Source organism: Kineothrix alysoides, from assembly GCF_000732725.1.
GTDB lineage: Bacteria > Bacillota > Clostridia > Lachnospirales > Lachnospiraceae > Kineothrix > Kineothrix alysoides.
Genome location: NZ_JPNB01000001.1, coordinates 1,949,953 through 1,974,038 on the forward strand (window position 1 = coordinate 1,949,953; position 24,086 = coordinate 1,974,038).

The 24,086-nt window shown below is 41.3% G+C and carries 21 protein-coding genes, 1 tRNA gene and 1 pseudogene; 5 read left to right on the forward strand and 18 right to left on the reverse strand.

The window, feature by feature from the left end:
- Nucleotides 1-7: 7 nt before the first annotated feature.
- Together mgtE and CC90_RS0109285 are read right to left on the reverse strand one after the other, a co-directional pair.
- The gene (gene mgtE / locus CC90_RS0109280; protein ID WP_031390500.1) at nt 8-1,360 is read right to left on the reverse strand and encodes a magnesium transporter; all 1,353 of its coding nucleotides are present in this window, start codon (nt 1,358-1,360) and stop codon (nt 8-10) included.
- 177 nt (nt 1,361-1,537) lie between these two features.
- A complete protein-coding gene (locus CC90_RS0109285) occupies nt 1,538-2,182 on the reverse strand; it encodes a YigZ family protein (protein WP_031390501.1) in 645 nt (214 codons plus the stop codon).
- Nucleotides 2,183-2,388: 206 nt separating this feature from the next.
- Here CC90_RS0109285 and CC90_RS0109290 point away from each other — a divergent pair, with 206 nt between their 5' ends.
- Nucleotides 2,389-5,097 carry a transglycosylase domain-containing protein gene (locus tag CC90_RS0109290; RefSeq protein ID WP_035315281.1) on the forward strand — a complete coding sequence of 903 codons (2,709 nt, stop codon included), beginning with the start codon at nt 2,389-2,391 and terminating at the stop codon, nt 5,095-5,097.
- Between the two features lie 108 nt (nt 5,098-5,205).
- On the opposite strand, the gene CC90_RS0109295 is transcribed toward CC90_RS0109290, so the two are convergent.
- Together CC90_RS0109295 and CC90_RS0109300 are read right to left on the reverse strand one after the other, a co-directional pair.
- Complete coding sequence (locus CC90_RS0109295) at nt 5,206-5,484, reverse strand: hypothetical protein (RefSeq protein ID WP_051869363.1); 279 nt, start codon at nt 5,482-5,484, stop codon at nt 5,206-5,208.
- 3 nt (nt 5,485-5,487) lie between these two features.
- Nucleotides 5,488-5,991, reverse strand: coding sequence for a gamma carbonic anhydrase family protein (locus CC90_RS0109300; protein WP_031390504.1), 504 nt, complete (start codon nt 5,989-5,991; stop codon nt 5,488-5,490).
- Between the two features lie 210 nt (nt 5,992-6,201).
- Between CC90_RS0109300 and CC90_RS0109305 the strand changes: the two genes are divergently transcribed.
- Nucleotides 6,202-6,274: transfer RNA gene (locus tag CC90_RS0109305), tRNA-Thr, on the forward strand.
- A 481-nt stretch (nt 6,275-6,755) separates the two neighbouring features.
- On the opposite strand, the gene CC90_RS0109315 is transcribed toward CC90_RS0109305, so the two are convergent.
- From CC90_RS0109315 to CC90_RS0109330, 4 genes and pseudogenes are all read right to left on the reverse strand, one after another.
- A complete protein-coding gene (locus CC90_RS0109315; protein ID WP_031390505.1) occupies nt 6,756-7,001 on the reverse strand; it encodes a hypothetical protein in 246 nt (81 codons plus the stop codon).
- Between the two features lie 83 nt (nt 7,002-7,084).
- Entirely contained in the window at nt 7,085-7,399 is a 315-nt protein-coding gene (locus tag CC90_RS0109320) for a hypothetical protein (RefSeq protein WP_031390506.1), read from the reverse strand.
- Between the two features lie 122 nt (nt 7,400-7,521).
- Nucleotides 7,522-7,718 (reverse strand): annotated as a pseudogene (locus CC90_RS23705) (IS256 family transposase); the annotation flags it as partial.
- A 333-nt stretch (nt 7,719-8,051) separates the two neighbouring features.
- Nucleotides 8,052-9,371, reverse strand: coding sequence for an MORN repeat-containing protein (locus CC90_RS0109330; RefSeq protein WP_031390507.1), 1,320 nt, complete (start codon nt 9,369-9,371; stop codon nt 8,052-8,054).
- Between the two features lie 283 nt (nt 9,372-9,654).
- On the opposite strand from CC90_RS0109330, the gene CC90_RS0109335 reads away from it, so the two are divergent.
- Nucleotides 9,655-10,236, forward strand: coding sequence for a DUF3298 and DUF4163 domain-containing protein (locus CC90_RS0109335; protein ID WP_242843264.1), 582 nt, complete (start codon nt 9,655-9,657; stop codon nt 10,234-10,236).
- 295 nt (nt 10,237-10,531) lie between these two features.
- On the opposite strand, the gene CC90_RS0109340 is transcribed toward CC90_RS0109335, so the two are convergent.
- The 3 genes from CC90_RS0109340 to CC90_RS0109350 form a co-directional block, all read right to left on the reverse strand.
- Nucleotides 10,532-11,827 carry a LysM peptidoglycan-binding domain-containing protein gene (locus CC90_RS0109340; protein ID WP_031390509.1) on the reverse strand — a complete coding sequence of 432 codons (1,296 nt, stop codon included), beginning with the start codon at nt 11,825-11,827 and terminating at the stop codon, nt 10,532-10,534.
- 696 nt (nt 11,828-12,523) lie between these two features.
- On the reverse strand, nt 12,524-13,468 hold the full coding sequence (locus tag CC90_RS0109345; RefSeq protein ID WP_031390510.1) for a transketolase family protein: 945 nt from the start codon (nt 13,466-13,468) through the stop codon (nt 12,524-12,526).
- A gap of 2 nt (nt 13,469-13,470) precedes the next feature.
- The gene (locus tag CC90_RS0109350; RefSeq protein WP_035315283.1) at nt 13,471-14,313 is read right to left on the reverse strand and encodes a transketolase; all 843 of its coding nucleotides are present in this window, start codon (nt 14,311-14,313) and stop codon (nt 13,471-13,473) included.
- Nucleotides 14,314-14,984: 671 nt separating this feature from the next.
- On the opposite strand from CC90_RS0109350, the gene CC90_RS0109355 reads away from it, so the two are divergent.
- Nucleotides 14,985-15,473 carry a hypothetical protein gene (locus CC90_RS0109355; protein WP_031390512.1) on the forward strand — a complete coding sequence of 163 codons (489 nt, stop codon included), beginning with the start codon at nt 14,985-14,987 and terminating at the stop codon, nt 15,471-15,473.
- 114 nt (nt 15,474-15,587) lie between these two features.
- Here CC90_RS0109355 and CC90_RS0109360 read toward each other — a convergent pair whose 3' ends face one another.
- From CC90_RS0109360 to CC90_RS0109385, 6 genes are all read right to left on the reverse strand, one after another.
- On the reverse strand, nt 15,588-16,199 hold the full coding sequence (locus tag CC90_RS0109360; protein WP_031390513.1) for an ABC transporter ATP-binding protein: 612 nt from the start codon (nt 16,197-16,199) through the stop codon (nt 15,588-15,590).
- Nucleotides 16,200-16,282: 83 nt separating this feature from the next.
- Nucleotides 16,283-17,077, reverse strand: coding sequence for an ATP-binding cassette domain-containing protein (locus CC90_RS0109365; protein ID WP_051869364.1), 795 nt, complete (start codon nt 17,075-17,077; stop codon nt 16,283-16,285).
- Nucleotides 17,078-17,088: 11 nt separating this feature from the next.
- Nucleotides 17,089-17,910 (reverse strand): ABC transporter permease, encoded by an 822-nt coding sequence (locus CC90_RS0109370; RefSeq protein ID WP_031390515.1) that lies wholly within the window; start codon nt 17,908-17,910, stop codon nt 17,089-17,091.
- Nucleotides 17,907-18,896, reverse strand: a complete 990-nt coding sequence (locus tag CC90_RS0109375) for an ABC transporter permease (RefSeq protein ID WP_031390516.1) — start codon at nt 18,894-18,896, stop codon at nt 17,907-17,909. Before CC90_RS0109375 ends, CC90_RS0109370 begins: the two co-directional genes overlap by 4 nt.
- A 1-nt stretch (nt 18,897) precedes the next feature.
- Nucleotides 18,898-20,493 (reverse strand): ABC transporter substrate-binding protein, encoded by a 1,596-nt coding sequence (locus CC90_RS0109380; RefSeq protein WP_031390517.1) that lies wholly within the window; start codon nt 20,491-20,493, stop codon nt 18,898-18,900.
- A gap of 1,005 nt (nt 20,494-21,498) precedes the next feature.
- The gene (locus CC90_RS0109385; RefSeq protein WP_031390518.1) at nt 21,499-22,095 is read right to left on the reverse strand and encodes a TetR/AcrR family transcriptional regulator; all 597 of its coding nucleotides are present in this window, start codon (nt 22,093-22,095) and stop codon (nt 21,499-21,501) included.
- A 117-nt stretch (nt 22,096-22,212) separates the two neighbouring features.
- Here CC90_RS0109385 and CC90_RS0109390 point away from each other — a divergent pair, with 117 nt between their 5' ends.
- On the forward strand, nt 22,213-23,406 hold the full coding sequence (locus CC90_RS0109390; protein ID WP_031390519.1) for an alpha/beta fold hydrolase: 1,194 nt from the start codon (nt 22,213-22,215) through the stop codon (nt 23,404-23,406).
- 13 nt (nt 23,407-23,419) lie between these two features.
- Here the strand turns inward: CC90_RS0109390 and sigH are convergent, their stop codons facing one another.
- On the reverse strand, nt 23,420-24,040 hold the full coding sequence (gene sigH, locus CC90_RS0109395) for an RNA polymerase sporulation sigma factor SigH (protein ID WP_031390520.1): 621 nt from the start codon (nt 24,038-24,040) through the stop codon (nt 23,420-23,422).
- Nucleotides 24,041-24,086 lie beyond the last annotated feature (46 nt).

A 24,086-nucleotide genomic window follows, 5' to 3' on the forward strand; every position in this document is an offset into this window, starting at 1 on the left:
AACCCTGTCAGCTCAAATGCAACACCTGTGTCGCAATTGAGAAATAAATCATCAGCGTCAGCGCATCCAGTACTGTGCTGATAAACGGACTCGCCATAACCGCAGGGTCAATTCCCACACGCTTGGCAAATATCGGCAGCGTACAGCCGACCACCTTGGCAATGGACACCGCCGAAATAATCGTCAGACAGATTACTACAGCCACATCAATTCCCGACTTATCAAAAAGCATCAGCTTGACAAAATATGCCGCTGCAAGGGTAACTCCACAAATAATGGCTACCCGCAATTCCTTCCATATAATTTTAAATATATCCCGATAACCGATTTCATTCGAGGACAAACCCCGGATGATTGTAGCGCTTACTTGTCCCCCGGCATTTCCGCTGGTGCTCATCAGCATCGGAATAAAAACGGTGAGCATCGGAACGGCACTGAGCGCATTCTCGAAAGAGGTGATAATGCTTCCCGTAAAGGTCGCGGAAATCATCAGTAATAAAAGCCAGGGAATCCTCTTTTTTGAAGTCTCAAAAATTCCCGTTTTCATGTACGGCCTGTCGCTGGGCACGATAGCCGCCATCTTCTCTATATCCTCCGTTGCCTCCTCCTGCAGAATATCTACAACGTCATCGACAGTAATGATACCTACAAGCCTTCCCTCATTATCCGCTACCGGCATCGAGGTAAAGTCGTATTTCTGGAACTGCCTCGCAACCTCTTCCTGATCCATCAACGTATTGAGATATATGACGTTCTCGTGCATAATATCCGCAATTACCGCATCCGGCGGGCTGATCAGCAGATAGCGCAAAGCCACTGTTCCTACTAACGTTCTCTTTGGGTCCAGAACGTAGCAGATATTGATTGTCTCGCTGTCCACACCGATCTGACGGATTCTCTGTATGGCATCCTCTACGGTCATGTTTTCCTTCAGGTCCACATACTCTACCGTCATGATACTTCCGGCAGAGGACTCGGGATAACGGAGCAAATGGTTAATATCCCTTCTCGTATCCGCACTGGCATGGGAAAGCAGCTTTTTTACGATATTGGCAGGCATTTCCTCCAAAAAGTCCGTAGCATCATCGGCCATAAGGTTGTTGATGATGTTCGCCGCTTCTCTGTCGGACAAGGATGTAATGATATATTGCTGGTTCTCTACCTCCAGGTAAGAAAATACATCTGCCGCCATGCTCTTCGGAAGAATGCGGAAGGTCTTAAGTAACTCTTCCTCTTCTAGCTCCTCCAGAATAATTGCAATATCCGCAATATTGATGTCTGACAGCTTCTGGCGGAGTCTTGTGTACTGCTTGGTCTCCAATAGTTCTTCAATAACATCTAAATCTTTGATTTCTTCCATAGCAATGTTCCTCCATATGTGATTTTTATGCTCCGCCCGGGGAGAGGTATATCCGAACCAGATGAACTTATACTCGACTTCATAAAAACCACCACCTTTCATAACATTGCATCGATACAACTTTTTTTAGAAACTGAACAACTCACTACTTTGAGTATAATTGCAACTTTTCATTTGTCAACCAGTAACAAAATAATATTTTTTAATTTTCTCTAATTTTACTTTTCCGGCCGTAGCTTCCGTCAAATCCTTGCAAAGCTGCTCCTCGTCCTCGCAAGGAACAACGAGCTTAATCCATACTGCGTCCGTATATTCCGCTTCCATCACAGGAAGTCCCTTCTGCCCTAATATGTACTGAATCTTGCCGATTCCGTTATAATCCGTGGTCACAGAAAGCTCTGTACCATAACGCATAGTAACGATATCGGAGGCCTTAAGCCCTTCCTGAACCGCCTGCGTATATGCCCGTATCAGCCCTCCGGTTCCAAGAAGAGTCCCGCCAAAGTATCTGGTGACCACTGCTGCCGCGTTTCGCACCCCCGAGGCAAGCAGCACCTCCAGCATGGGCTTTCCTGCTGTTCCTGCGGGTTCTCCGTCGTCGCTGCATCTGGTAAGCTGCCCTCTTTCCCCGAGAACAAAAGCAGAGCAGTTATGTCTGGCATCCCAATATTTCTTCTTCATTTCTTCGATAAAAGCAAAGGCTTCTTCTTCCGTTTCCACCGGAGAAAGCGTAGCTATAAATCTGGACTTTTTTTCTACAATCTCACCGCTTCCGCCTTTTTGCAATACTTTATAAGGTAAAAAGCTCTGTTCTTTTTCCATCACAATTACTTCGCTCCATCCTTGTCTAACGCGCCAAAAACATTCGTTACATTCTATCACAAAACGGAATAAAAGTGTATCTAATTGTGAACAATTCTTAATATAAAGGAATTAATTAGTAAAAAAACTTTATTTAACATCTATACTTTGTTATAATCGTAATGTTAGTTGTGCTTTATTATGCACACTTCAAGGAGGCAAAATTCATGAATTATGGAAAAAAGGGTGTCCGTAACAAACAAAAGGCACTCCATTCTAAATCTGCGAAGTGGGGGAGAAAATTTGCACTTACGTTTTTTAATGTAATCATAATTGCTGTCGTTGCTGCTGCGGTTATCGGGGTAAGCGCAGGGCTGGGCGTTTTCCGGGGAATTATTGACAGTGCGCCCGATATCGGCAACATCAATGTGCAGCCAACCGGTTTTTCAACTTTCGTATATGATATTGACGGCAACCAAATCGCTAAGCTGGTTTCCGAGAACTCGAACCGTATTCCGGTCACTATGGATATGATTCCGGAATATCTGCCGCACGCTTTCGTGTCGGTGGAAGACGAACGTTTCTATGAACATAACGGCATCGACATCCAGGGCATTATACGTGCGGGTGTCATAGGTATTACTTCAGGCACCTTTTCGGAAGGAGCCAGTACCATCACCCAGCAGCTGTTGAAAAATAACGTATTTACTGACTGGGTAACGGAGGATAGCTTCGTAGAAAAGGCGGAACGTAAGATTCAGGAGCAGTACCTCGCTTTGGAGTTAGAAAAGGTTTCCACTAAAGACGATATTATTTTAAACTATATGAACAGCATCAACCTGGGGCAGAATACGCTCGGGGTTCAAGCCGCTTCCCAGCGCTATTTCAATAAGTCGGTAAGCGATTTGTCCTTATCCGAATGTGCGGTCATCGCCAGCATTACTCAGAATCCAAGCCGTCTCAATCCCATTTCTCACCCGGACGCAAATGCGGCAAGGCGCGAAAAGGTGCTGAACAACATGCTGAAGCAGGGATATATCGATCAACCGGAATATGATATTGCTTTGGCCGACGACGTATATTCACGCATCCAAAGCACCAATAAGGAAGTAGCGGACACTTCTGTCAATACATATTTTGTGGATGCTTTGACAGACGATGTGTTAGAAGACTTAGTAGCTGCCGGCTACAACGAAACACAGGCTTACACTTTGCTCTACACCGGCGGTTTAAAAATTTATTCCACGCAGGATCCTGAGATTCAGGAGATTTGCGATAATGTATTCAGCAACCCCGAGAATTATCCCGACAATGTCAGGTGGTATTTGAATTACGAACTGACTGTGGAAAAGAAGAACGGGGATATGGAAAATTACAGCACGGAAATGTTCAAAGAATATTTCAAGGAATCAAACCTTAAATTCAATCTTATTTATTCCTCTCAGGAGGAAGCGATGACGGCAATTGAGGAATATAAGGCGGCGGTAATGAATGAAGGCGATGAAGTATACGCGGAAAAAATCAACCTTACGCCCCAGCCTCAGGTATCCCTTACCGTAGAGGATCAAAGCTCCGGAGTCGTGGTAGCCTTGGTCGGCGGACGAGGTGCCAAAGAAGGAAGCCGTACTTTGAATAGGGCTACCGATACGGTAAGGCAGCCGGGCTCCACTTTTAAGGTCGTATCTACTTATGCACCGGCGCTTGACAGTGCGGGCCTTACACTAGCCAACATACAAAACGATGCGCCCTTTAACTATGCGGACGGCACGCCTGTAAGAAACTGGTACGGTGAAGCCTATCGCGGGCTTTGCTCCTTGCGTTTAGGTATTCAGGACTCGCTGAATATCGTCGCAGTAAAAACATTGACCCAGATCACTCCCCGACTGGGCTTCGATTATTTGCAGAACTTCGGCTTTACCACCCTTGTAGAGAATGAGGCCATCGGCGGCCAGATCAAAACTGATATCGTGCAGTCCATGGCTCTCGGCGGTATTACAAGAGGCGTTACAAACGAAGAACTGAATGCCGCTTACGCTACCATTGCAAATCATGGCGTTTATATCAAACCAAGACTGTATAATACAGTGGTAGACCATGATGGCAATGTCATTTTAGACAATACCCAGCCTGAAACAAAGCAGGTAATCAAAGAAACTACCGCATTCCTCTTAACAGATGCTATGGTAGACGTTGTTACAAAAGGCACCGGCGGTTCTGTTAACTTCGGCGGTATGGCAATTGCCGGAAAGACCGGAACGACCTCCGATTACAACGATGTATGGTTTGCAGGCTATACCCCCTATTATACGACTACTACATGGGCCGGCTACGATAACAACACCAAGCTTACCGGCGAGGAAAAAAATCTTGCCAAGAAGCTTTGGAGAACGGTTATGTCAGAAATTCATACCGATTTGCCCAATGAAGCTTTTTCGGTTCCTGCAGGCATTGTAACCGCAACCGTATGCTCCAAATCCGGCAAGTTGCCGATACCGGGATTGTGCGATGCTACTCTTTCCACGGAATACTTTGCAGAAGGCACAGTTCCCACGGAAAGCTGCAATGTTCACTATCAGGGCTCCATCTGCCAGTACAGCTCTTTACCGGCTACCGAGTTCTGTCCATTTAAGGTTGAGGGTGTTCTGGAGCTCACTCCGATAGAGGATGTATCCTTACAAAGCGGTTCGTCCGCTACTGCGCAGGTAACGAATCCCGACGGAAGCGTATCCACGGTGACCGTACCGCCCAACCAGACGAATCTCTGTCCTCACAATGCGGAATTCTTTGCTACGCCCGGCTACGAGGCCATTATAGAGCAGCAGCGGAACGAAATACAGCAACGTAACATCGCGGCCCAGCAAGCGGCTCTGGCGGCTCAACAAGCGGCTGCACAGCAGGCAGCGGAGCAACAGCAGGCGGAACAGCCACAGCAATAACAGACGATTAAAAAAGCATCTTACATCGGTCGATTTGACCATGTAAGATGCTTTTCTATCTGTTCTTTTAAATCTTGCGTATTCCCTGACAGGCCTTCCTGAACCTCTTTATACCCCTTTAATATCGCGAATCTTCTTTTCCAGAGCTTCCACTCCATTTTTCGCATTGGAAATCGCTGTGCACTGCTCTGAGAATTCGTTGTACTCCGCTTCTTTAAACTGCTCGTAATACAGTCTGCCGATTTCTATATAATTCTTCTTGATTACCTCTTCGCATGTACTGATCTGGCTTCTTAAATTGGCGATTTCTGCAAAGTCCTTCGCTTTATCCGCTACATCCTTTCCCGCTGTTACAACCGTTTCTCCTACTTTTTCAAAAAAATCCATTTTTTAATCCTCCTTATTTTTGTCGTTTTTATAGCTTCTTCCTTCTTCTACATATTCTGCTGCATTATGCAAATTAGTCTGTACTTCCTCTTCCGTCACCTTGCGCAATATTTTCCCCGGGCATCCTATAATTAGGGAATTGTCAGGAACGACCATACTCTGGGGCACTAAGGCTCCTGCCCCGATAATACAGTTTCTTCCTATTCTAGCTCCATTCAAAATAATGGCACCCATACCAATCAGCGTATTATCCCCTACTGTGCTTCCATGCACGATAGCACCATGACCGACTGTTACGTTCCTTCCTATATGTACAGGAAATCCGGTTTCCACATGTACTACGGCATTATCTTGTATATTGCTTCCGCTTTCGATTACAATCGATTCCCTATCAGCCCTGACGGTGGCATTAAACCAGATACTGCAGCCTTCCCCAACGATTATATCGCCAAGTACAACTGCACCATCGGCGATAAAAGCGCTATCGTGAATCCTTGCGTCTTTCATCACAATCCTCTTTTCTTTTTCTGCATATCTCTTTTATCGTACTTCTATTCTACTACGATTCCACTGTTCTTTTCAATACCAACCTGTTCTCTTTCGGCATGTTATTCCTCTTACTGCAGGCTGAAATTATCTGCCGATACTTTTTATAATAAAAGGAGAATTTTCACGTTGACAAACGTATTCCGAGATGATACAATAGCCTTCGGTATTGCTGATGTGGCACAGTCGGTAGCGCACCTCATTGGTAGTGAGGAGGTCACGAGTTCGATTCTCGTCATCAGCTTTTGTAAAAGTCCTTGATTTCAGGGACTTTTTTGTATTGTTAAAATTGACATCTTAGGAAGACGTTAGAAAAATTATAACTTTTTCATAACCATTCCTCTTCTCTCATAATGGTCGGAACGGTAACCCTGTCATTCAGAAGAACGCTCATATTTATGGACATTCACAAACGTATCATCCTCTTTGTCAAGCAGGTCATTTAACGTTTCTTCGACGCTGTTACATACAAGATTCTTTAAATCGTGCTTTATTAAGTCCTCGTTCAATTATATAATATTATCAGACATAGTGAATAGTCTCCTTTGTGAGTTTTTTTGTGTGGTAACTTAATTCTACCAAACCGCTATAGACCATGTCTGTTTTTATGAAATTAAATTTGTTAGATTAATTATACGTCATCGGGTAACCATACTCGGAAAATATATGGAGAGACAAATATTATAGGATAGGAACTACATTCTCCCATACCATATGGATAAAAGTCAAACAAAGTATTTGTCTATATATTTTTCATATGATTTAATTTTACTTATTATCATTTTATTTATATACTTTTTATTATAAGTAAACATATCGTCTCTGGCTTTTATATTTTTAATAATAAATCCAGCAATAAATATAAGAGCAAAAGATATAATGATAAATCCTATATTTTGAGCAAAAGAAGTATCTGCATTTATACCTTTAATTATAGTTATAATAAAATCAATTACTGCAATGTTTATCATATAACTTGCAAAAAGTACAAGAATAAAAGAGATAAGAATATAAATGTATTTGAGTACCTTAGTAATAAAATTATTTATATTATTTATTTTTTTGAATCATTATTATACAAAAGTAAATAATCTAAAATTAATATTTTTTTTAATTTTTCCTCATCATTTGATTTTAATAAAAATAATAAATATTTAGGTATATATTCTGCGCTTACAGGTATTCCTAGTTTTTTATAAAATTTAACTGCATTAATATTACTGTTGTAATAATAAATATTATAAAATGGAATAAGCACCTTTTCATAATATTCATCTTCTCTTTTATTGATATTTTTAAATACAAAATTATGTAAAAATGTTGCTGTAGCTGTTATTGCGGATATTATGATTGATAATGATTTTTCCATATGTATTTCCCCTTTTTATTAATATTTATATTTTAGAACAACACCCATAATTATTCAATATTTAATATAAAAGACAAGTCTTGCATTTGCCTATAAAAATATTTGGATGGCCGTATTTAATATCGTTCTGGTTTGCCATAGCCAAAGTGGTCATCCATTTCGACTTGAATTAACTCTTTAACCGTGCCGTCAAGCAAATCCTTAAGTAAATCCTGAATGTCTTGGTCTGACTCAATATCATACTCTTCAACTGCTGGCGGATGATGTTTCTTTTTCCATCTGTCATTTGTACTTTGTGTAACATTTTTTCTCTTACCATAATAAAAGGCCTCCTATGATTTAATATTTTATCATAGAAGGCCATGTAAAACTTTATTTATAGAGAAATTTTCACAGGCTTACCTCAAATTTCGATTTCAAACAAACTTATCCCTTTGAATATTTCCCCAAATTAAACGTATATCTTTAATTTCTCAACATTTTCTTCTTAGCCAACCAACTTATCCTAATTTACAAATCCACTTCAAATCCAAAGATACACCATTGATATAAAACATAGATAGCGGATATGTTTACAATTCAGAGCATATAAATACCTACTGCGACATGTAATACGCTCTAAAAATATAGCCTGTTTATATTATATTTTCTATTATTTTATTTCAACATCTACGGCTAAAAATACAATACAATTTGTCGTCCCACCATATAAATTTTGATAACTTCCATTAGATATGGGCACCCCTATCATTTTTATTTTTGTACCTTCATATACATCTGGAAGGCTTCCCATATAAATGATATAATATACTCGGTAGGCATCCATTAAATTAAGCAACGTTGTAATAGATCCGCTTAAAGTTATTTCTGTATCTTCTTCCCATATTTGACTTACTTCTATAGTCTTGCTTTCCATAAAAGTTGTTTCATATGCCGAATTTTTCTTCATATATTTTTCATAGGTCAATTGGCTATCTATTAAATCACTATTTCCTTTTTCTTTCCAATTTAGTATAAGGTCTTTGTTTTTATCCAAGAAATCTTTCTTCTCATTACTTACACTAAATTTGAGATCAGAACCGGTGAAATATACCATCAATTCTCCCGGTGTAGGCAAATAATCACCGTTACTAAAATTCCCCTTTCTATCAATCAACCTCTTTTCGTTCTCTTCAAAAATCTGTTCTCCATATCCATTCCATGTACCATCTTTCCATCCGCCCGAATAGGTATATGAAATATTTTCATCTGTAGCCGCTTCAAATGTACCTTCTCCATTTGCTACCCCATTTTCAGTTACTCCTTTAAAAGTCCCTATTCTTCTCACATGTGAAAAATTAATACAAAAATTATTACTACTTAATTCACCTTTTCCTTCCATTTTTCCATCTTGCCAATTACCATTATATTCGATGGACATATCTTTTTCATCATTATACTTAAACGTTCCCTCTCCCCCTGGCTTACCGTTTAAAACATCTCCACTATAAGTACCGGCATATGTATTATCTTGTAGCTCAACAGAAAGCGGAAAATTTTCAATTTTTCCATTACCAGAAATAATATTATTCACAAAATTTCCTTCATATTCCCAATTTAAATTTTCTGTATCACATATAAACTTACCATTTCCATTAGGTAATGCATCACTCACATCTCCTGTATATATTCCAGTGTACTTATAACCATTATTTTCAATTACAGTAGGGAGATTTTCTAGCTTACCTTCCCCTTTTAAATCCCCATTTTTAAAGGCACCAAAATATTTCCAAATAATTTCATCAGAATCCTCGTCATACACTACAAATGTACCGTCTCCATCAGGCATACCATCGACCATATTTCCCGAATAATTCCCAACAATTTCTACACCGTTTAAATTAATCGCTATCTCTTTATTTTCAACCTCTTTTGTACATCCAGTTAAAATAAATATTAATAAGGCAATAACTACTATTCTCAATCTCCTCATTTTGACTCCCCCATATAAATTTTAATCTTATTTTATTATAAAATATTACATAAATCAACAGCATTCACATGTGTTTTACTTTCATGTACTTTATCTTTTTAATCTGAAAATAGGGCATGCATTATTGCGCTGTCTTTATGCCTTAGCTATTCCTGTGCTGTTCATATTAGTGTCATTTTTATACCATGTGCATATATTAATACAACTACAGATTTAAGGTGTTATTATGTTAAATGTATGTCGGAAACTTTTTGAGGATGCTATGTATTATGGCGATACGCTCGTGTTAAAATATAAAATCTATTATCCATGCATTATATCGGACTCAAAGTACGCAAACAGCATAAATAATTTTCATTACCTTGAGGCAAAAAATAGTGAAGACTATTGCCGTACTGTGCTATATCAAATGGCTCAAGAAGATGCAATGGATTCCACAGACAGACCATTTAATAACTATGAATTTATAGTTGATTTCACGGTAACATATAATCAGTGCTGTGTTATTAGCCTATACACGGATACTTACACTTATACCGGCGGTGCACACGGCAATACAATACGTAAATCATATACTTGGAATCTCACAACCGGAAAATTAATGCAGCTTGGCGATGTTTATCCTCTCACACCAGACTCATTGCTCGATCTACAAGAATGTATCCAACAGCAAATATCGGAAAGGCTGCAAGAAAATCCAGGCATATACTTTGATAATTATAGATTTTTATTAAGAGATACTTTTAATGCAAATAGTTTTTACTTGTTGCCTTTGCATGGTATTATTTATTATCAACAGTATGATATTGCTCCATATTCAACCGGTATGCCGGAATTTTGTTTTCCTACATGTAATATCTGTTGAACGTTCCGGAATTGCCCAAGACGTTCATTCTCATATAAATTCAACAATACAGCACTTTAAGTATATTCAAAATGACCATTCACATACTCACTCAGGTGATAGCGAAAACGTCATTTACGGCAGAAACAAAGAATATTAATAAAAAACGATATCCATTGATATCGTTTTTTATTGTCTAATTATTGTCTCTGCTCTCTGAGCAAACTATATTTCTTAGCGATTGATGATTCCCAATAAAATTCACTAAAACCTCATTAATTTATCTTTTCGTCAGCAGCTTTTTACTCCCAATTGCTTAGCTAATTCCCAAAAGCTTCACTATATAATATTGAGTATTAATAATAAGCCATAATTGAGTATCGAATCTCATAATAGTCCAAAGCGACAGGCCTTGGAGATTATATTCCTCTGCCAGCTCTGCCCGTGCATCAAAACTTCTCGCATCCTTAAACCAAACCACATGCATAATTCCACTACTATCCACATAATAAAAATACGGCGACTGTGCTGCTTCATTAAATTGTATCGGTATGCCATTGTCCGCCGCCATTTGTATTGCATCATTATTGGATATTACGGTAGCCGCTGTGGCTCCGGGAACAAAGGGAAGCGTCCAATCATAACCTTGTGTCGTAATTCCCAGAAAAAATTTTTCAGAGGGAATAATACTGACCATGTAATCTAATAATTCTCTTAAAACATTAACAGGAAAAAGTGAGCTTGGATAACTGTAAGACCTTGCCCAATCGTAAGAAGCCAATATAATTCCATCGGCAAAATCAGATAATTTTGAATAATCTATTTTTTCAAAACTGCTGCTGACAGTGTTAAGATTTGTAATAGGTGTTATAGTAATAACTATCCTGTAGCCTTCTGAATGGAATATTTCGGAAGCCTTTTTCAAATATTCAGTAATGCTGTCTATGTTATCATAGGTAATGTTGTCGAGATAGACATTAATACCATAATAACCTTTGGTTTTCACTATATGAAGCGCCTTATCAATCAGGCTATCCTGTATAAAAGAATTATTTAAAATAGCGTAAGCTACTTCACTGCTAGGCACTCCCTCTCTCGTAATAGTTGAAACAAACATCATGGGAGCAACACCATACGTCCTAGCCAACTGAATAATTTCCGTATCGTCATCATTGGCGATAATTTCGCCTTCAACTGTAGCTCTATAATTGAATATTGTCAGATAAGATAAAAAAGGAAGTGTTTTTATTAAAACAGATTTATCTATATAAGGAAAAGTATAACCACTGGTAGCAGTTGTATGTATTCTGTTTGTTTGATAACTTATAACAATAGTTTCACCAGCATACAAAAATTCTCTATCCGAAAGATAGGGATTATTTCTTAATAACTCCATTGGCGAAACCCCGTATTGTTCTGCAATGCTCACTAAAGTATCACCGGGCTTAACTGTGTAGAGTATTTCCGGTTGAACAATCACAATGGTTTGTCCTATTGCTAAATTGTCAGGGTTTGTAATTCCGTTTTCCAATATTAGTCTATCAGCGGGGATTTGGTAGAATTCCGAGATAGAATAGATCGTTTCACCTGATTGAACAACGTGTATAATCATAATTTCCCCTCAAAGGTCTCATTCATTCTATTATATGCTGCTCTCATCTGTTCATGACATTATGGTATAAATTATTATATTCCAAAAAATATCCGCCTATAATAAGTCCCGGACCACAAGTTATTTCTGTAGCTTCTTCTTAATTTTAAGTCATAATTTACGTTTGTTACGCACAATTCCAACACGGACAAGTTTCAGAACCTATCGGAAAGAATACTATAGTATGGAGATGACACTCATATTTTAACTCCTAAATTTTATACGGACAGCATCATGTAATAACTGTTGTTTAATAAATAATCTCCATGTTTTCGACACCTACGGATTTAGGTGCAAGCACAATATTTGCAAGCATAATAAATTATGCTGTGAAAAATTTATTTATCATAATAACCCCTCATACAATAAAAAAGGGCAGCGTAAAGGATATTCCTAAATTACACTGCCTTTTTATGCGAAAAAAATACTGCTAGATTATATCTTTCTATACCATCTGCATCAGCACGTTTGCATCGGCGGCAACACAAGTGTTTTTCACTCATATTTATATCATAGGAGGCAATACCTTCACACATTAAAGCAGCAGGGTCTATCCTATGATGGAACAAAAGACGCAGCCTCCGCCGCGCCTTTCAGAACTTCTTCTCTTTCAAATATGATATTTTACTTTATCGCATATTGGATGTTGATTCGTATTCACCGCTTCATGCCGATAGCCAGTCTCACCTTCTCAGCCAGCTTGTTTTTCGTCAGGCCGTATTTCTCCATAAGCGCTTGCGCGGTTCCCGAATGGCCAAATATATCCTCCACACCATGACGAATCAGAGGAACCGGATACGTTTCGCCGAGCACTTCCGCTACCGCTGCTCCTAATCCTCCTATAATATTGTGTTCCTCCGTCGTTACAATAGCTCCTGTCTCTTTCGCCGCCTTTACGATAATATCTCTATCGATCGGCTTAATGGTATGCATGTCGATGACTCTCGCCGTGATTCCATTTTCTTCCAAAAGCTCCGTTGCCTCCAATGCAATTTGAACCATAAGTCCGGTGGCTATAATCGTTACATCATTGCCTTCTTTTAATGTAACACCCTTTCCTATCCGGAAATCATAGCCTTTGAAATCAGGTGTAACATTTTCCACGCCTGAACGTCCCAGTCTGAGATAACAGGGCCCTTGGTATTCAATCATGGCTTTTACCGCTGCTTCCGTCTCATTGGCATCACAGGGGTTGATCACTACCATTCCGGGAATGGTGCGCATCAGGCTCAAATCTTCTATACATTGGTGAGTAGCCCCGTCCTCTCCCACCGAAAGTCCTGCGTGAGTACCGACTACTTTTACATTCAGCCTGGGATAAGCCACAGAATTCCTAATCTGGTCATAACCTCTTCCTGCAGCGAACATTGCAAATGTATGGCAGAAAACCGTTTTTCCCGTAGCCGCCACTCCTGCCGACATTCCTATCATATTTGCTTCCGCAATACCCGCATTGCGAAACCGCTCGGGATACTTCTTAGCAAAATAACACGACATCGTGCATATGGTCAAATCTGCGTCAAATGCCACAATATCAGGATTCTCTCCGTATTCACAAAGAGCACGCCCATAGGCTTCCCTCGTTGAAATTATTTCTCCCATGCCTATACCTCCAGTTCTTCTATTTGTTCCCGGATTTCTTTAAAGGCCTGCTCGTATTGCTCCGGGGTAGGGGTTTTCCCATGCCAGTTTACATTATTCTCCATGAAGGAAACGCCTTTGCCTTTTACAGTCTTTGCAATAGCCACAGTAGGCTTTCCTTTGCATGCCCCCGCCTGTTCCACCGCGGCCGCAATCGCCTCCGGATCGTGTCCGTCTATGCAGATTACATTCCAGTTAAAGGCTTTAAATTTGTCGTCGATGGGATAGGGAGACATGACCTCTTCTACCGTTCCGTCAATCTGTAAATTATTGTTGTCTACGAACAGCATGAGGTTGTCCAACTTATAATTTCCTGCCGCCATTACGGCTTCCCATATCTGTCCTTCCTGAATCTCTCCGTCGCCGACCATCGCATATACCCTGTAATCCTTCTGGTATATCTGCCCGGAAACGGCCATTCCTACCGCAGCAGAAAGGCCCTGTCCCAAGGAACCGGCGGACATATCCACACCGCGCACCTTTGTCATCTCCACGTGACCGGAAAGGTCGCTGTCTGCATTCCGAAATGTTTTCAGTTCTTCCACCGGAAAGAACCCCCGCAGAGCCAAAGTCGCATACAGCGCCGGGCTGGCGTGACCCTTAGACAGCACAAAACGGTCTCTGTCTTGCATCCTCGGATTTTCAGGGTCGATATTCATCTTGTCAAAATAAAGTACTGCCAAAATATCCGCTTCCGAAAACGAACCCCCGATATGCCCGGAATTAGGCACCTGCACCGCCTTCAGCGCTTGTTCACGTATTTTCATTCCAAGCGACAGCATTTTCTTTTTTTGTTCTTGCTCCATGTTAGCCTCCTATCTGTAATCATACGTAATTCGATGATTTCATCCTAGTTTTATAGTTCCCCATAATTTTAAAAACTCTCACGGTTCATAATATGTTTGAAATATTTTATTTCACAAATTTATATTTGTGAAATTTATTTTCATTCAGATACTATCATTATATCTTCCTATTGTCAACATTTATTGTTTTTTTGTTTAATAAAAAGATTATTTTATGCAATACGGACAGAATATGAGTCTCTCATTCAGTAAATTGTCGATATTCCACTTTAGATTAATAAACCATTTTATATTTCTTTTAGCAATTTGCCAATTTGCATGTTCTGCTTGAAAATAACTATTTGTAATAAGAGTACTTTCCTAATTACAGAACAAAGATCGTCAAGGGATAAAATGATATTTTTGTAAAAAGGTGCATCCTTCCATTCTGTTCTTTGTTTGAGGTCGGGGGGTGGGGGCGCGTAGCCCCGCAAAAGCTAACGATAACCGCCGCAGTAGTGCAGACGTCTTTGCAGTATAAATGGAACAGGCGGAGAGGTTTTCGTTGTTTCGGATGAAAGAATCTGCTATAATTTTAGATGGCACAGGTTTCGTTTGTTCATTTGCTTTCGCCGCATAAGGTGAATGAACAGTATTTATATAATGTGCAATTTAGATAAGGAGTAAGATAAATGGGAATTATGAAAAAGCAATCCTGCAAAGAGCTTTTCTTATTCTTTGAAGTTGGTTTTGCAGCATATTGGTTTGCAAACGCAGTCTTATGGATTCCGTGGAAAATCAATCAGGGATTAGGAATAACCGTTATGATTTTGCTCGTTCCCTTTTTATGGGGAGCGTCATCGGTATTTTGTCTAAGACATACACCCATTGAGAATTGGAAAAAAGCTAAGTATGTAATAGCGATGGTATTTTTATTTGTGGGCGTTATTTCAGATGCTTTCTTTTTCGCTGTCTGGCGAGGTATCCCAGAAGAACTTTATCGCCCAACAACATTTGCCGCATATGCGCTTATTATTATTGTGCCTATCATTATCGGCATTGTATTTAGCAAAGCGAAGGAAAAAAAGGCGAAGTTAATTTCATCAAAGAGTTTATTTATAATCGGAGTATTGGGGATTTTGTTCTTAACAGCGACATTATACACTGTGCAGTATTGGTAAAGACTTCACAGTGTATAAGCATTAGCTTCTTTTACTTCTTCTTCGAGGGAAACATACCTTTGATCCGCGCGCATAGCTGCACATCGATGCCATTAAACCGTTATCATATCTGTATTAAGAAAAGGCCTGCATATCTATCCGCCGCGAACAGAGCTTATCCAAAAGCTCCCCGGAGTGGCTTACGACCAGCATACCGATATTTCTCTCCATACTTTCCGTCTTTAAGAAATTCCATATCTGAGCCTGCGTAATCAAGTCGAGCATAGTAGTGATCTCATCAGCAAGAATAAATCTTGTCCCCTCCCCCAATGCCCGTGCAATGCAGAATCGTTGAAGTTCCCCGCCGGAAAGTTCTATTGGATAACGGCTCATCCACTCTGTTTCAATGCCGAGATTCGTTATCACATGCTCATCGATATCCCCCGCCTCGGCGAGCACCTGAGACATTTTAAGCCGTGGATTAATTACGAGTTCCGGATGCTGCCAAATCATTTGTACCGGACAATAGCCCCGATAACTCCTGATTGACTTTCCTTCCAAAGACGCCGTTCCCGAATCCGGTTCTGCGTATCCTCCAAGGATTTTGCATAGCGTAGTCTTCCCGAAGCCGCTGGGAGCGCACAAACCTACTATTTCGCCGCTTTCTATCGAAAGGGAAACATGGTTTAATATCTGTCTGCCGCCGCTTTGATAGCGAAAGGACAATTCCTCTCCTTTTAGTACCATAATTTCGTCACCCCCAAACTCCCGGAACCCTTTTTCTCTGCTTTTTACGAATAGACACTATTACACACCTTTGCTTTTTCATGTTAAATGCCCTTAGGCACCTGCATCCCATTGCGGGGCATAGCCTGCCACAATGCCCTCGTATAAGGGTGATGCAGCTTCAATCCTTCCGCAAAATCCGAAGCCTGTACTTCCTCCAGGGTCGTTCCTGCATAAAATATTGCTATCCGGTCAGCCGTCTCTATCGCCAGCTCCAAATCATGAGTGATGAGCAGCACTGCTGCGCCCTCATCAGCGATTTCCCGAAAATGTTCCATCACGCGTTTTGCTGCCGCGGCATCCAGACCCGGGGTAGGCTCATCGGCAATTACCAGCTTCGGTTTTTCCAATACCGCCGTAGAAATTAAAACTCTTCGCGCCATACCGCCGGAAAGCTCAAAGGGATAGAGATTTTCCGTTTCCGCCGCCAATCCGTAACGATTGAATATCTCAAGAGTCTTTTCCCTCGAAGGCTTATCCTTCGCGTTCTTGCGTATCTGGGGCCCCACCTTCATCAATGGATCCAGATAAGATACGCTTTGCGGCACCAAAACGATTTCTTTCCCGCGAAGCTCCTGAGCCTGCGCCGATGTCAGGGAATTTCCGCAGTAGCTTATCCTGCCTCCCATGGAGGCATTATATGGCAATATTCCTAAGATGGCGTGAGCGAGCAGACTCTTGCCGCTTCCGCTGGCACCCGCTACTGCTACGATTTCTCCCGGATAGAGGGTAACATTTAAATCCTTTATCGCCTCTATCTGCTTTTTTCTAAGCACCCCCGCATATTGTGAAAATGAAACAGACAAATTCTCCACATTAAGAACCGGTATTCTCTCCATACTCTTCCTCCTCATTCATGGACACTTGCAGGATCAAGAAGCCTTCTTGTCATACTGCCGATATAATCGAATAAAATAACCACCAACACTAAAGAAACACCCGGAAAAACGGCAAGCCACCAACTCCCCGTAAGCAAATAACGTATACTTTCGGAAAGAATGACTCCGATTGCCGGCTGTTCCGGCGGCAGACCAAAGCCCAAAAAGGTGATACCTGCCTCATGCAATATGGCATGAGGAAACAATAAAATCAAGCCCGTCATAAACTGAGGTATTAAGTGAGGAAGCATATGTATGGTTATTATTTTACCTTTGCTTGTTCCCAGTTTAGCTGCCGCCTGCACATACCCGCTTTGCTTAAGCTGCAATACCTCTCCCCGTATTACCCGGGCAAGGGACATCCAGTGAGTACATAATACTCCTATTACAACGCCCCGAACTCCTTTTCCGCAGGCAAAAGAAATGAGAATGAGCAGCAAAATATGAGGAATCCCCAGCATAAGGTCGATGAGCCACCCGATAAATGCATCCGCTGCTTTTCCCATAACTGCTGCTATAGAACCCAGCATAAAAGCGATCACAGCGCTTATAGTCGCTGTAAACAGACCGAGCCGTATGCTCATAGAAAGACCCGCTGCGGTACGTGCGAACATATCCCGTCCCATCCAATCGGTGCCGAAAGGATACCGAAAGGAAGGGGACTGATTTTTACGGACAAAATCGGTTTCCATAGCGGCATCTTTACATAAAAATCCTATGATAATGATTAAAAAAAGAAAGGTTGCCGCAAGTATAAGCAGCAAAAATGCGTGCTTTCGTCTATGGAGGTTCATGGCCTTCCCCCTTTTCTCATGCGGGGGTCAATCGCTCCATAAAGAATGTCTGCAACAAAATTTCCGGAAAATACGATAGCTGCACTGATTACTGCAATTCCCAAAAGCAAAGGAGTATCGCCTCCAAGTCCCGCCGTTACCACCGCCTGTCCAAGTCCCGGATAGGAAAAGACCTGCTCCACCAGAATTGAGCCTCCAAAGATTTCACTGACAGAAGCAAATTGAAGCGTAATCGCAGGCAAAAGCACATTGCGAAAACCATGGTTCTTAAATATTTCCCACTTTTTCTCCCCCCGGGCGGCAGCAAACAGTACATACTCACTCTCCATTACGTCAATCATCTTTTCCCTCGTATGCAGAATGATATTTGATATCCCGGTAACGCTCAGCGTAAGTGCCGGAAGTGCCGCATGCCACAGCCTGTCCGAAAGCCTCACCGACGCCGCTTCCATTCCGATAGGCACGCTTAAGCCTATAGGAAACAGCTTAAACCAAACCGAAAATAGGAGCAAAAAGATAAGGGCAAGCCAAAAGGCAGGTGTACTCGCCGTCAACAATGCATAGCACTTGATCGCCTTATCGATTGTCCTTCCTCTGTTCATTCCTGACAAAACTCCAAGCACAAAACCGAACACACCTGAAATCACCCATGCGAAGGTCATAAGCAATAGGGAGTTTAGCAGCTTTTGCATGATTACTGATGAGACACTCTGCCTGTACAAAAGGGAAACACCCATATCACCCCGCAGGAAATCCCCCGCCCACACCATATAACGTTCCATGAGGGGCTCGTTCACCCCCCAATACGTTTCCAACTTGGCGATTTGTTCCTGGCTGAGCGCACCGAGCGCTGTCTGGCCGATATTCGCCTGCAGGGGGTCTACCGGTGACAAGGATACCAGAAGGAATGCTCCAACACTGACAAACAGCAGCAACAGAAGCATCCGCATAATTTTTTTTAAAAAAAGCCGCATCCACTTTTTCATCTTATTGTTCAAAGCTCCACTGGTCTACATTATTTACAATCGACCAGCCATGTCCGTGAGGATGGATTTTCTGTTGCGCGACCTGAAGATTCTCCTTCACCCAGTAAAGGTGGTCTATATTTACCAGCCACACCCACGGCACATCCTCCGCCGTGCCGGTATTCCCATCCCACTGTGCTTTCTGCCACAGCCCGTATGACTCCTCCAGTTTCCCGCAAGCCAATGCCTGATCCATATAGGAGTCTGACGCCTCGTTGGAATAAGGTGAATATTCAGCCAAACCCGTTTCGGGCATGGTATGATAAATATTATAAAACTCCATAGGCGTATGAGCACCCCAACCCCATATCATAGGTTCGCTCTGGGCCCTGTCATAGGCCACATCCCAGCCTACGCCTTCCATTGTTACGGCAATCCCCAATTCTTTCATTTGATTTGCCGCCTCCGCAGCCAATGCCTGCCGAACCGAATCGTTTGCCGGGTAAAGGAGATTTATCTTAGCCTTAAGGCCGTCCTTAGAGCGGATGCCGTCCTCTCCTGCAATCCAGCCGGCTTCCTCCAACAGCGTAACCGCCTGCTCAAAATCATATTCCACCATAGTATCGGCATTGAACCACGGCATTTTATCACATACGCTGTAGGCAGGCGTTCCGTATCCATTCAGCACGTTATCAATCATCCTTTGGCGGTCGATGCCGATGTTAATCGCCTTCCTGACTGCAATATCACTTGTCACATCATTTCCTATCCCTTCGCCGGAGGGAATCGCCGGCAAATTAAAGCCACGGTTATCCACGCTTTCCACGCGAAGCAGTTCATAGCCTTCTACCGTTTGGTCCGAATAAGAAGCCGCGGTATAGGCCAAATCCACCTGCCCCGCTTTGACTGCTGCAAAAGCTGCTTCCTCTTCCATAAACACGATAGTTACTTTTTTCATAAGGATTTTATCACCGTAGTAATCAGGATTAGCTTCCAGAATAACCTGCTGTCCCTTATCCCACTGCTTTAGCATATACCGGCCGGAACCTATGGGATTCAGACCATAATCAGGGCCATATGCATGTGATGGAACGATGCCTACAATCGCCATGGTATAGGGCCATATGGAATAAGGCTTAGCCATATGGAACTCCACCGTGTAATCATCTGTGGCTTCGGCTCTGTCGAGCATCGTAAAATCGTTAACGGAGCTCTCTTCTTTTACCGTATTATATGTAAATGCCACATCCTCAGCTGTCAGTTTTTCCCCATCGGTAAAAAAGACGTCCTCCCTGATTTTCACAGTCCACAGCAGCCCGTCATCACTTACAGAAATATCCGTTGCCAAATCATAGGCAATCTGCAAATCGTTGGTGGTAACGGTCAACGTGCTTTGTATCAAAGGTTCATGCACATGCTCACCCGCACCCCATCCGTATGCAGGATCGAATCCCGCTTCCGGCTCCGAGGTGACACCCATAACGATAATAACTGAATCTTTAGAATTGTTCTGATTATTATTTGGTCCGGACACATCGGAATTCTCCGCCTGCTTGCCGCAGCCTGTCAAAGTAGTAAGCAGCATCAGACATGCCGCCAGCGCAAAATGCTTTTTCATTTCTTCCTCCGTAAAATTGCCTTCCACAAAAGCATGACACATCCTGCTGTGGCATCATACCTTCGTTGCATATTTTTATTTATTAATAAATTTAAACAAAAAAATTGTAAGAAGTTGCTTCTGCAACCTATATTTCTTCGTGAAATGACATACATGCGTTATTATACGTGAATTCAAAGAGACAGTCAACCGAACGTCCTTTATCCAAATCTTCCTCCATGTTTGCCCCCTATTTTCAGAGGCGAGGTATTGGCGAGGTCCTAATAAATAATTATAATAAAATTCAAAAATATAGCCCGGACATTCATCCGGGCCATGTTTTTATTGACAACCTAAGTTTAAATACTGACATATAGCGTTAAATAACTCGGAACAGCTACTGAAATTTAAACACATAGTTTCGTCCTCCTTATTGTTTATTTTGTTTTCTTTTGTTTTTTTGTATTAGTTAACTACAAATATATTGTAACAACTTTGTAACATTTACGCAATAGGTGATAAATGGTAAAATCCTTTTGCGAAAAGATAGCCCGGGCATTCATCCGGGCCATATTTTATTGACAACCTAAGCTTAAATACTGACATATAGCGTTAAATAACTCGGAACAGCTACTGAAATTTAAACACATAGTTTCGTCCTCCTTATTGTTTATTTTGTTTTCTTTTGTTTTATTTGTATTAGCTAACTACAAATGAATTGTAACAACTTTGTAACATTTTCGCAATAGGAGATGATTGGTAAAATCCTTTTGCAAAAAGATAGCCCGGACATTCATCCGGGCCATGTTTTATTGACAACCTAAGCTTAAATACTGACATATAGCGTTAAATAACTCGGAACAGCTACTGAAATTTAAACACATAGTTTCGTCCTCCTTATTGTTTATTTTGTTTTCTTTTGTTTTATTTGCATTAGCTAACCACAAATGAATTGTAACAATTTTGTAATATTTTCGCAATAGGAGATAAATGGTAAAATTTTTTTTAAAAAAAGTGAAAATGCGGCTATTCACCTGCGTACAAAAATGCAAAGCTTCCTCTCCTGGCACAAAGTCCTTTTTCCAATAAATCCGCCATTGCCTTCATTTTTAATATGTTTTCTTCGGCAGTCCACGGAAAGATACCGGGATCCAGCAGGAAAGTAAATACCGACATAATGACTTCAGAATATTCTGCCGGATATTCACATATGAAACTGCCCTCTTCTACTCCCTGCGCAATAATGCAGGATATAATTTTCGATAAAGAAGATAAAATCTTTGCCAAAGATTTTTGATGCAAAGCCGCATTTTGCGGCATATGCAAATATTCATCCAAAGAACTATCGACATATGAGCCCCGGTAGCTTCTTAACAAAAGGGCAAATTTTGAAACAGCATCTGCCTCGCTTTGTTCTATAAGCGCTTTGCACGCCTGGATAATATCCTCGTATTCCTGTTCCAGCAAAGCGTCCATCACTTCTTCCTTCGAACGAAAATAATAGTATAGACCGCCTTTCGCTATTCCTGCTTTTCGGGCAATATCGCTTACAGACGCTGATCCAGCTTTCCCTTCTTTGAAAAGTTCGCGCATAGCATCTAAAATAATCTCTCTTTTTCCCATATACAATCACCACCTGATATTTTTAGTATATCATAAAAAAACTTTGTTGACCACTGGTCAAATTTCTGTTATTCTAAATTTGTTGAACGGTGGTCAAATCTTAAAAAGGAGGTTTTTATGATAAAATTTCTTATTTTTATTTCTCTTCTGCTTATATCCGTAATTTCATTGTTCGTGCTTTTCATCAACATCATAAAGTTCATCGCGCGGTTCATAAAAAAGGAGGAAAGAAATCCGCATACCAGCCGGATTAAAAAAAATATGCTAATTCTAACGACAGCTATTGCTTTATGTGCAGGTTTTGCTTTGTTAACGCAGTTTACCGCCTCTACTCCATCCATCCATAATGAAAAGGGAAATAAAATGGAAGGCAGCATCTCTGAATTAAGACAGGTAACGCTGAACGGGCGAAAAGAATGGATCAGCATTCGCAGTGAAAATAGAGAAAATCCCGTCCTTCTTTTCCTTGCAGGCGGGCCGGGCGGTTCGCAGATGGCCGCTGTCAGATACGACCTCGGAGAGCTCGAAAAACACTTCGTCGTGGTAAACTGGGACCAGGCTGGGTCAGGAAAATCATATGGTGCTGCGGATATCGGCAGCCTCACAGTCAATACCTATATTGAAGATGGCTATGCGCTGACAAAATACTTATGTGAAACTTTTAAACAGGATAAAATATATCTGGTCGGGGAATCGTGGGGCAGCGCACTTGGAATCTTCTTAATCGACAGAGCTCCTGAATTATTCCATGCGTTTATCGGCACCGGACAGATGATTTCCTTCCTTGAGACGGAAGTCACAGATTATCGGCTAGCCCTGGAAATTGCCCGTGAAAAAGATGATACCAAAACCGTTAATACTCTCAAGGCCAATGGACAGCCTCCTTATTACGGAAGAGATGTCACATGGAAAAGCGCCACATACCTGCAATATTTAAGCACGTACATGGCGGCAAATCCTGATATACATAACGGAGGATATAATACCCTGCGCGATCTGTTTTCGAGTGAATACGGCATACTCGATAAAATCAATTACTTTCGTGGGATTGTATCAACATTTAACTCCGTATATCCACAGCTTTACAACGTTGATTTAAGAAAAAATTATAAAGAAATTGACGTGCCCGTTTACTTTTTTCTCGGACGGCATGATATAAATGCACCTACTTCATTCGTTGAAGATTATTTCGAACTCTTGCATGCTCCGTCAAAAGAAATCGTTTGGTTCGAGCACTCCGGACATAGTCCGTGGATAAATGAAAGCGAACGCTTTGTATCTGAACTGTTACGGGTAACATATGTCCGATGAGACGGGAATATCGTTATAGAATTGCCTTTCGCAGCTTTGATTTAATTCTTTGCAGGGCATTGTCCGTAGATTTTTCATCTTTTCCGAGCACTTTCGCTATCTGCACGTAACTCATTCCCGTAATGTAGAGATCCAGCACCTGCTTTTCAAAGGTGCTGAGCTCTCTTTCTATGGTTTTTTCCAAGTTTTCCACATTTTCCTTATCGATTACCATTTCCTCCGGGCTAAGCTCCGCCTTGGAGGCAAGGACGCTTAAAAGCTCGGCCTCCTCGCTTCCCGGCTCATCTTTCGAGGTAACACTGCTGTACAAAGAAATATAAGTATTTAAGGGCGAATGCTTCTGTCTTCCCGATGCCTGCACCGCCGTGTATATCTGCCTGGATATGCATAAATCAGCAAAGGTAAAAAAGCTGGCGTCTCTCCCGCTGTCATAGTCCCTTATCGCTTTGAACAGCCCTATCATGCCCTCCTGAATCAGGTCGTCACTGTCGGCACCCAGTATATACATGGATTTCGCTTTGCTTTTTACCAAGTTTTTGTACTTATCCATAATATAATCGGTAATATTCTCTTCGCCGTCCCTCAGACGCAAAATCAATTCTTCATCACTATTTTGCTCATAAGAATCCCGCATACACCCTCCTATCATAACAAGCTGTCTGCCCTTAGCTATATAATAT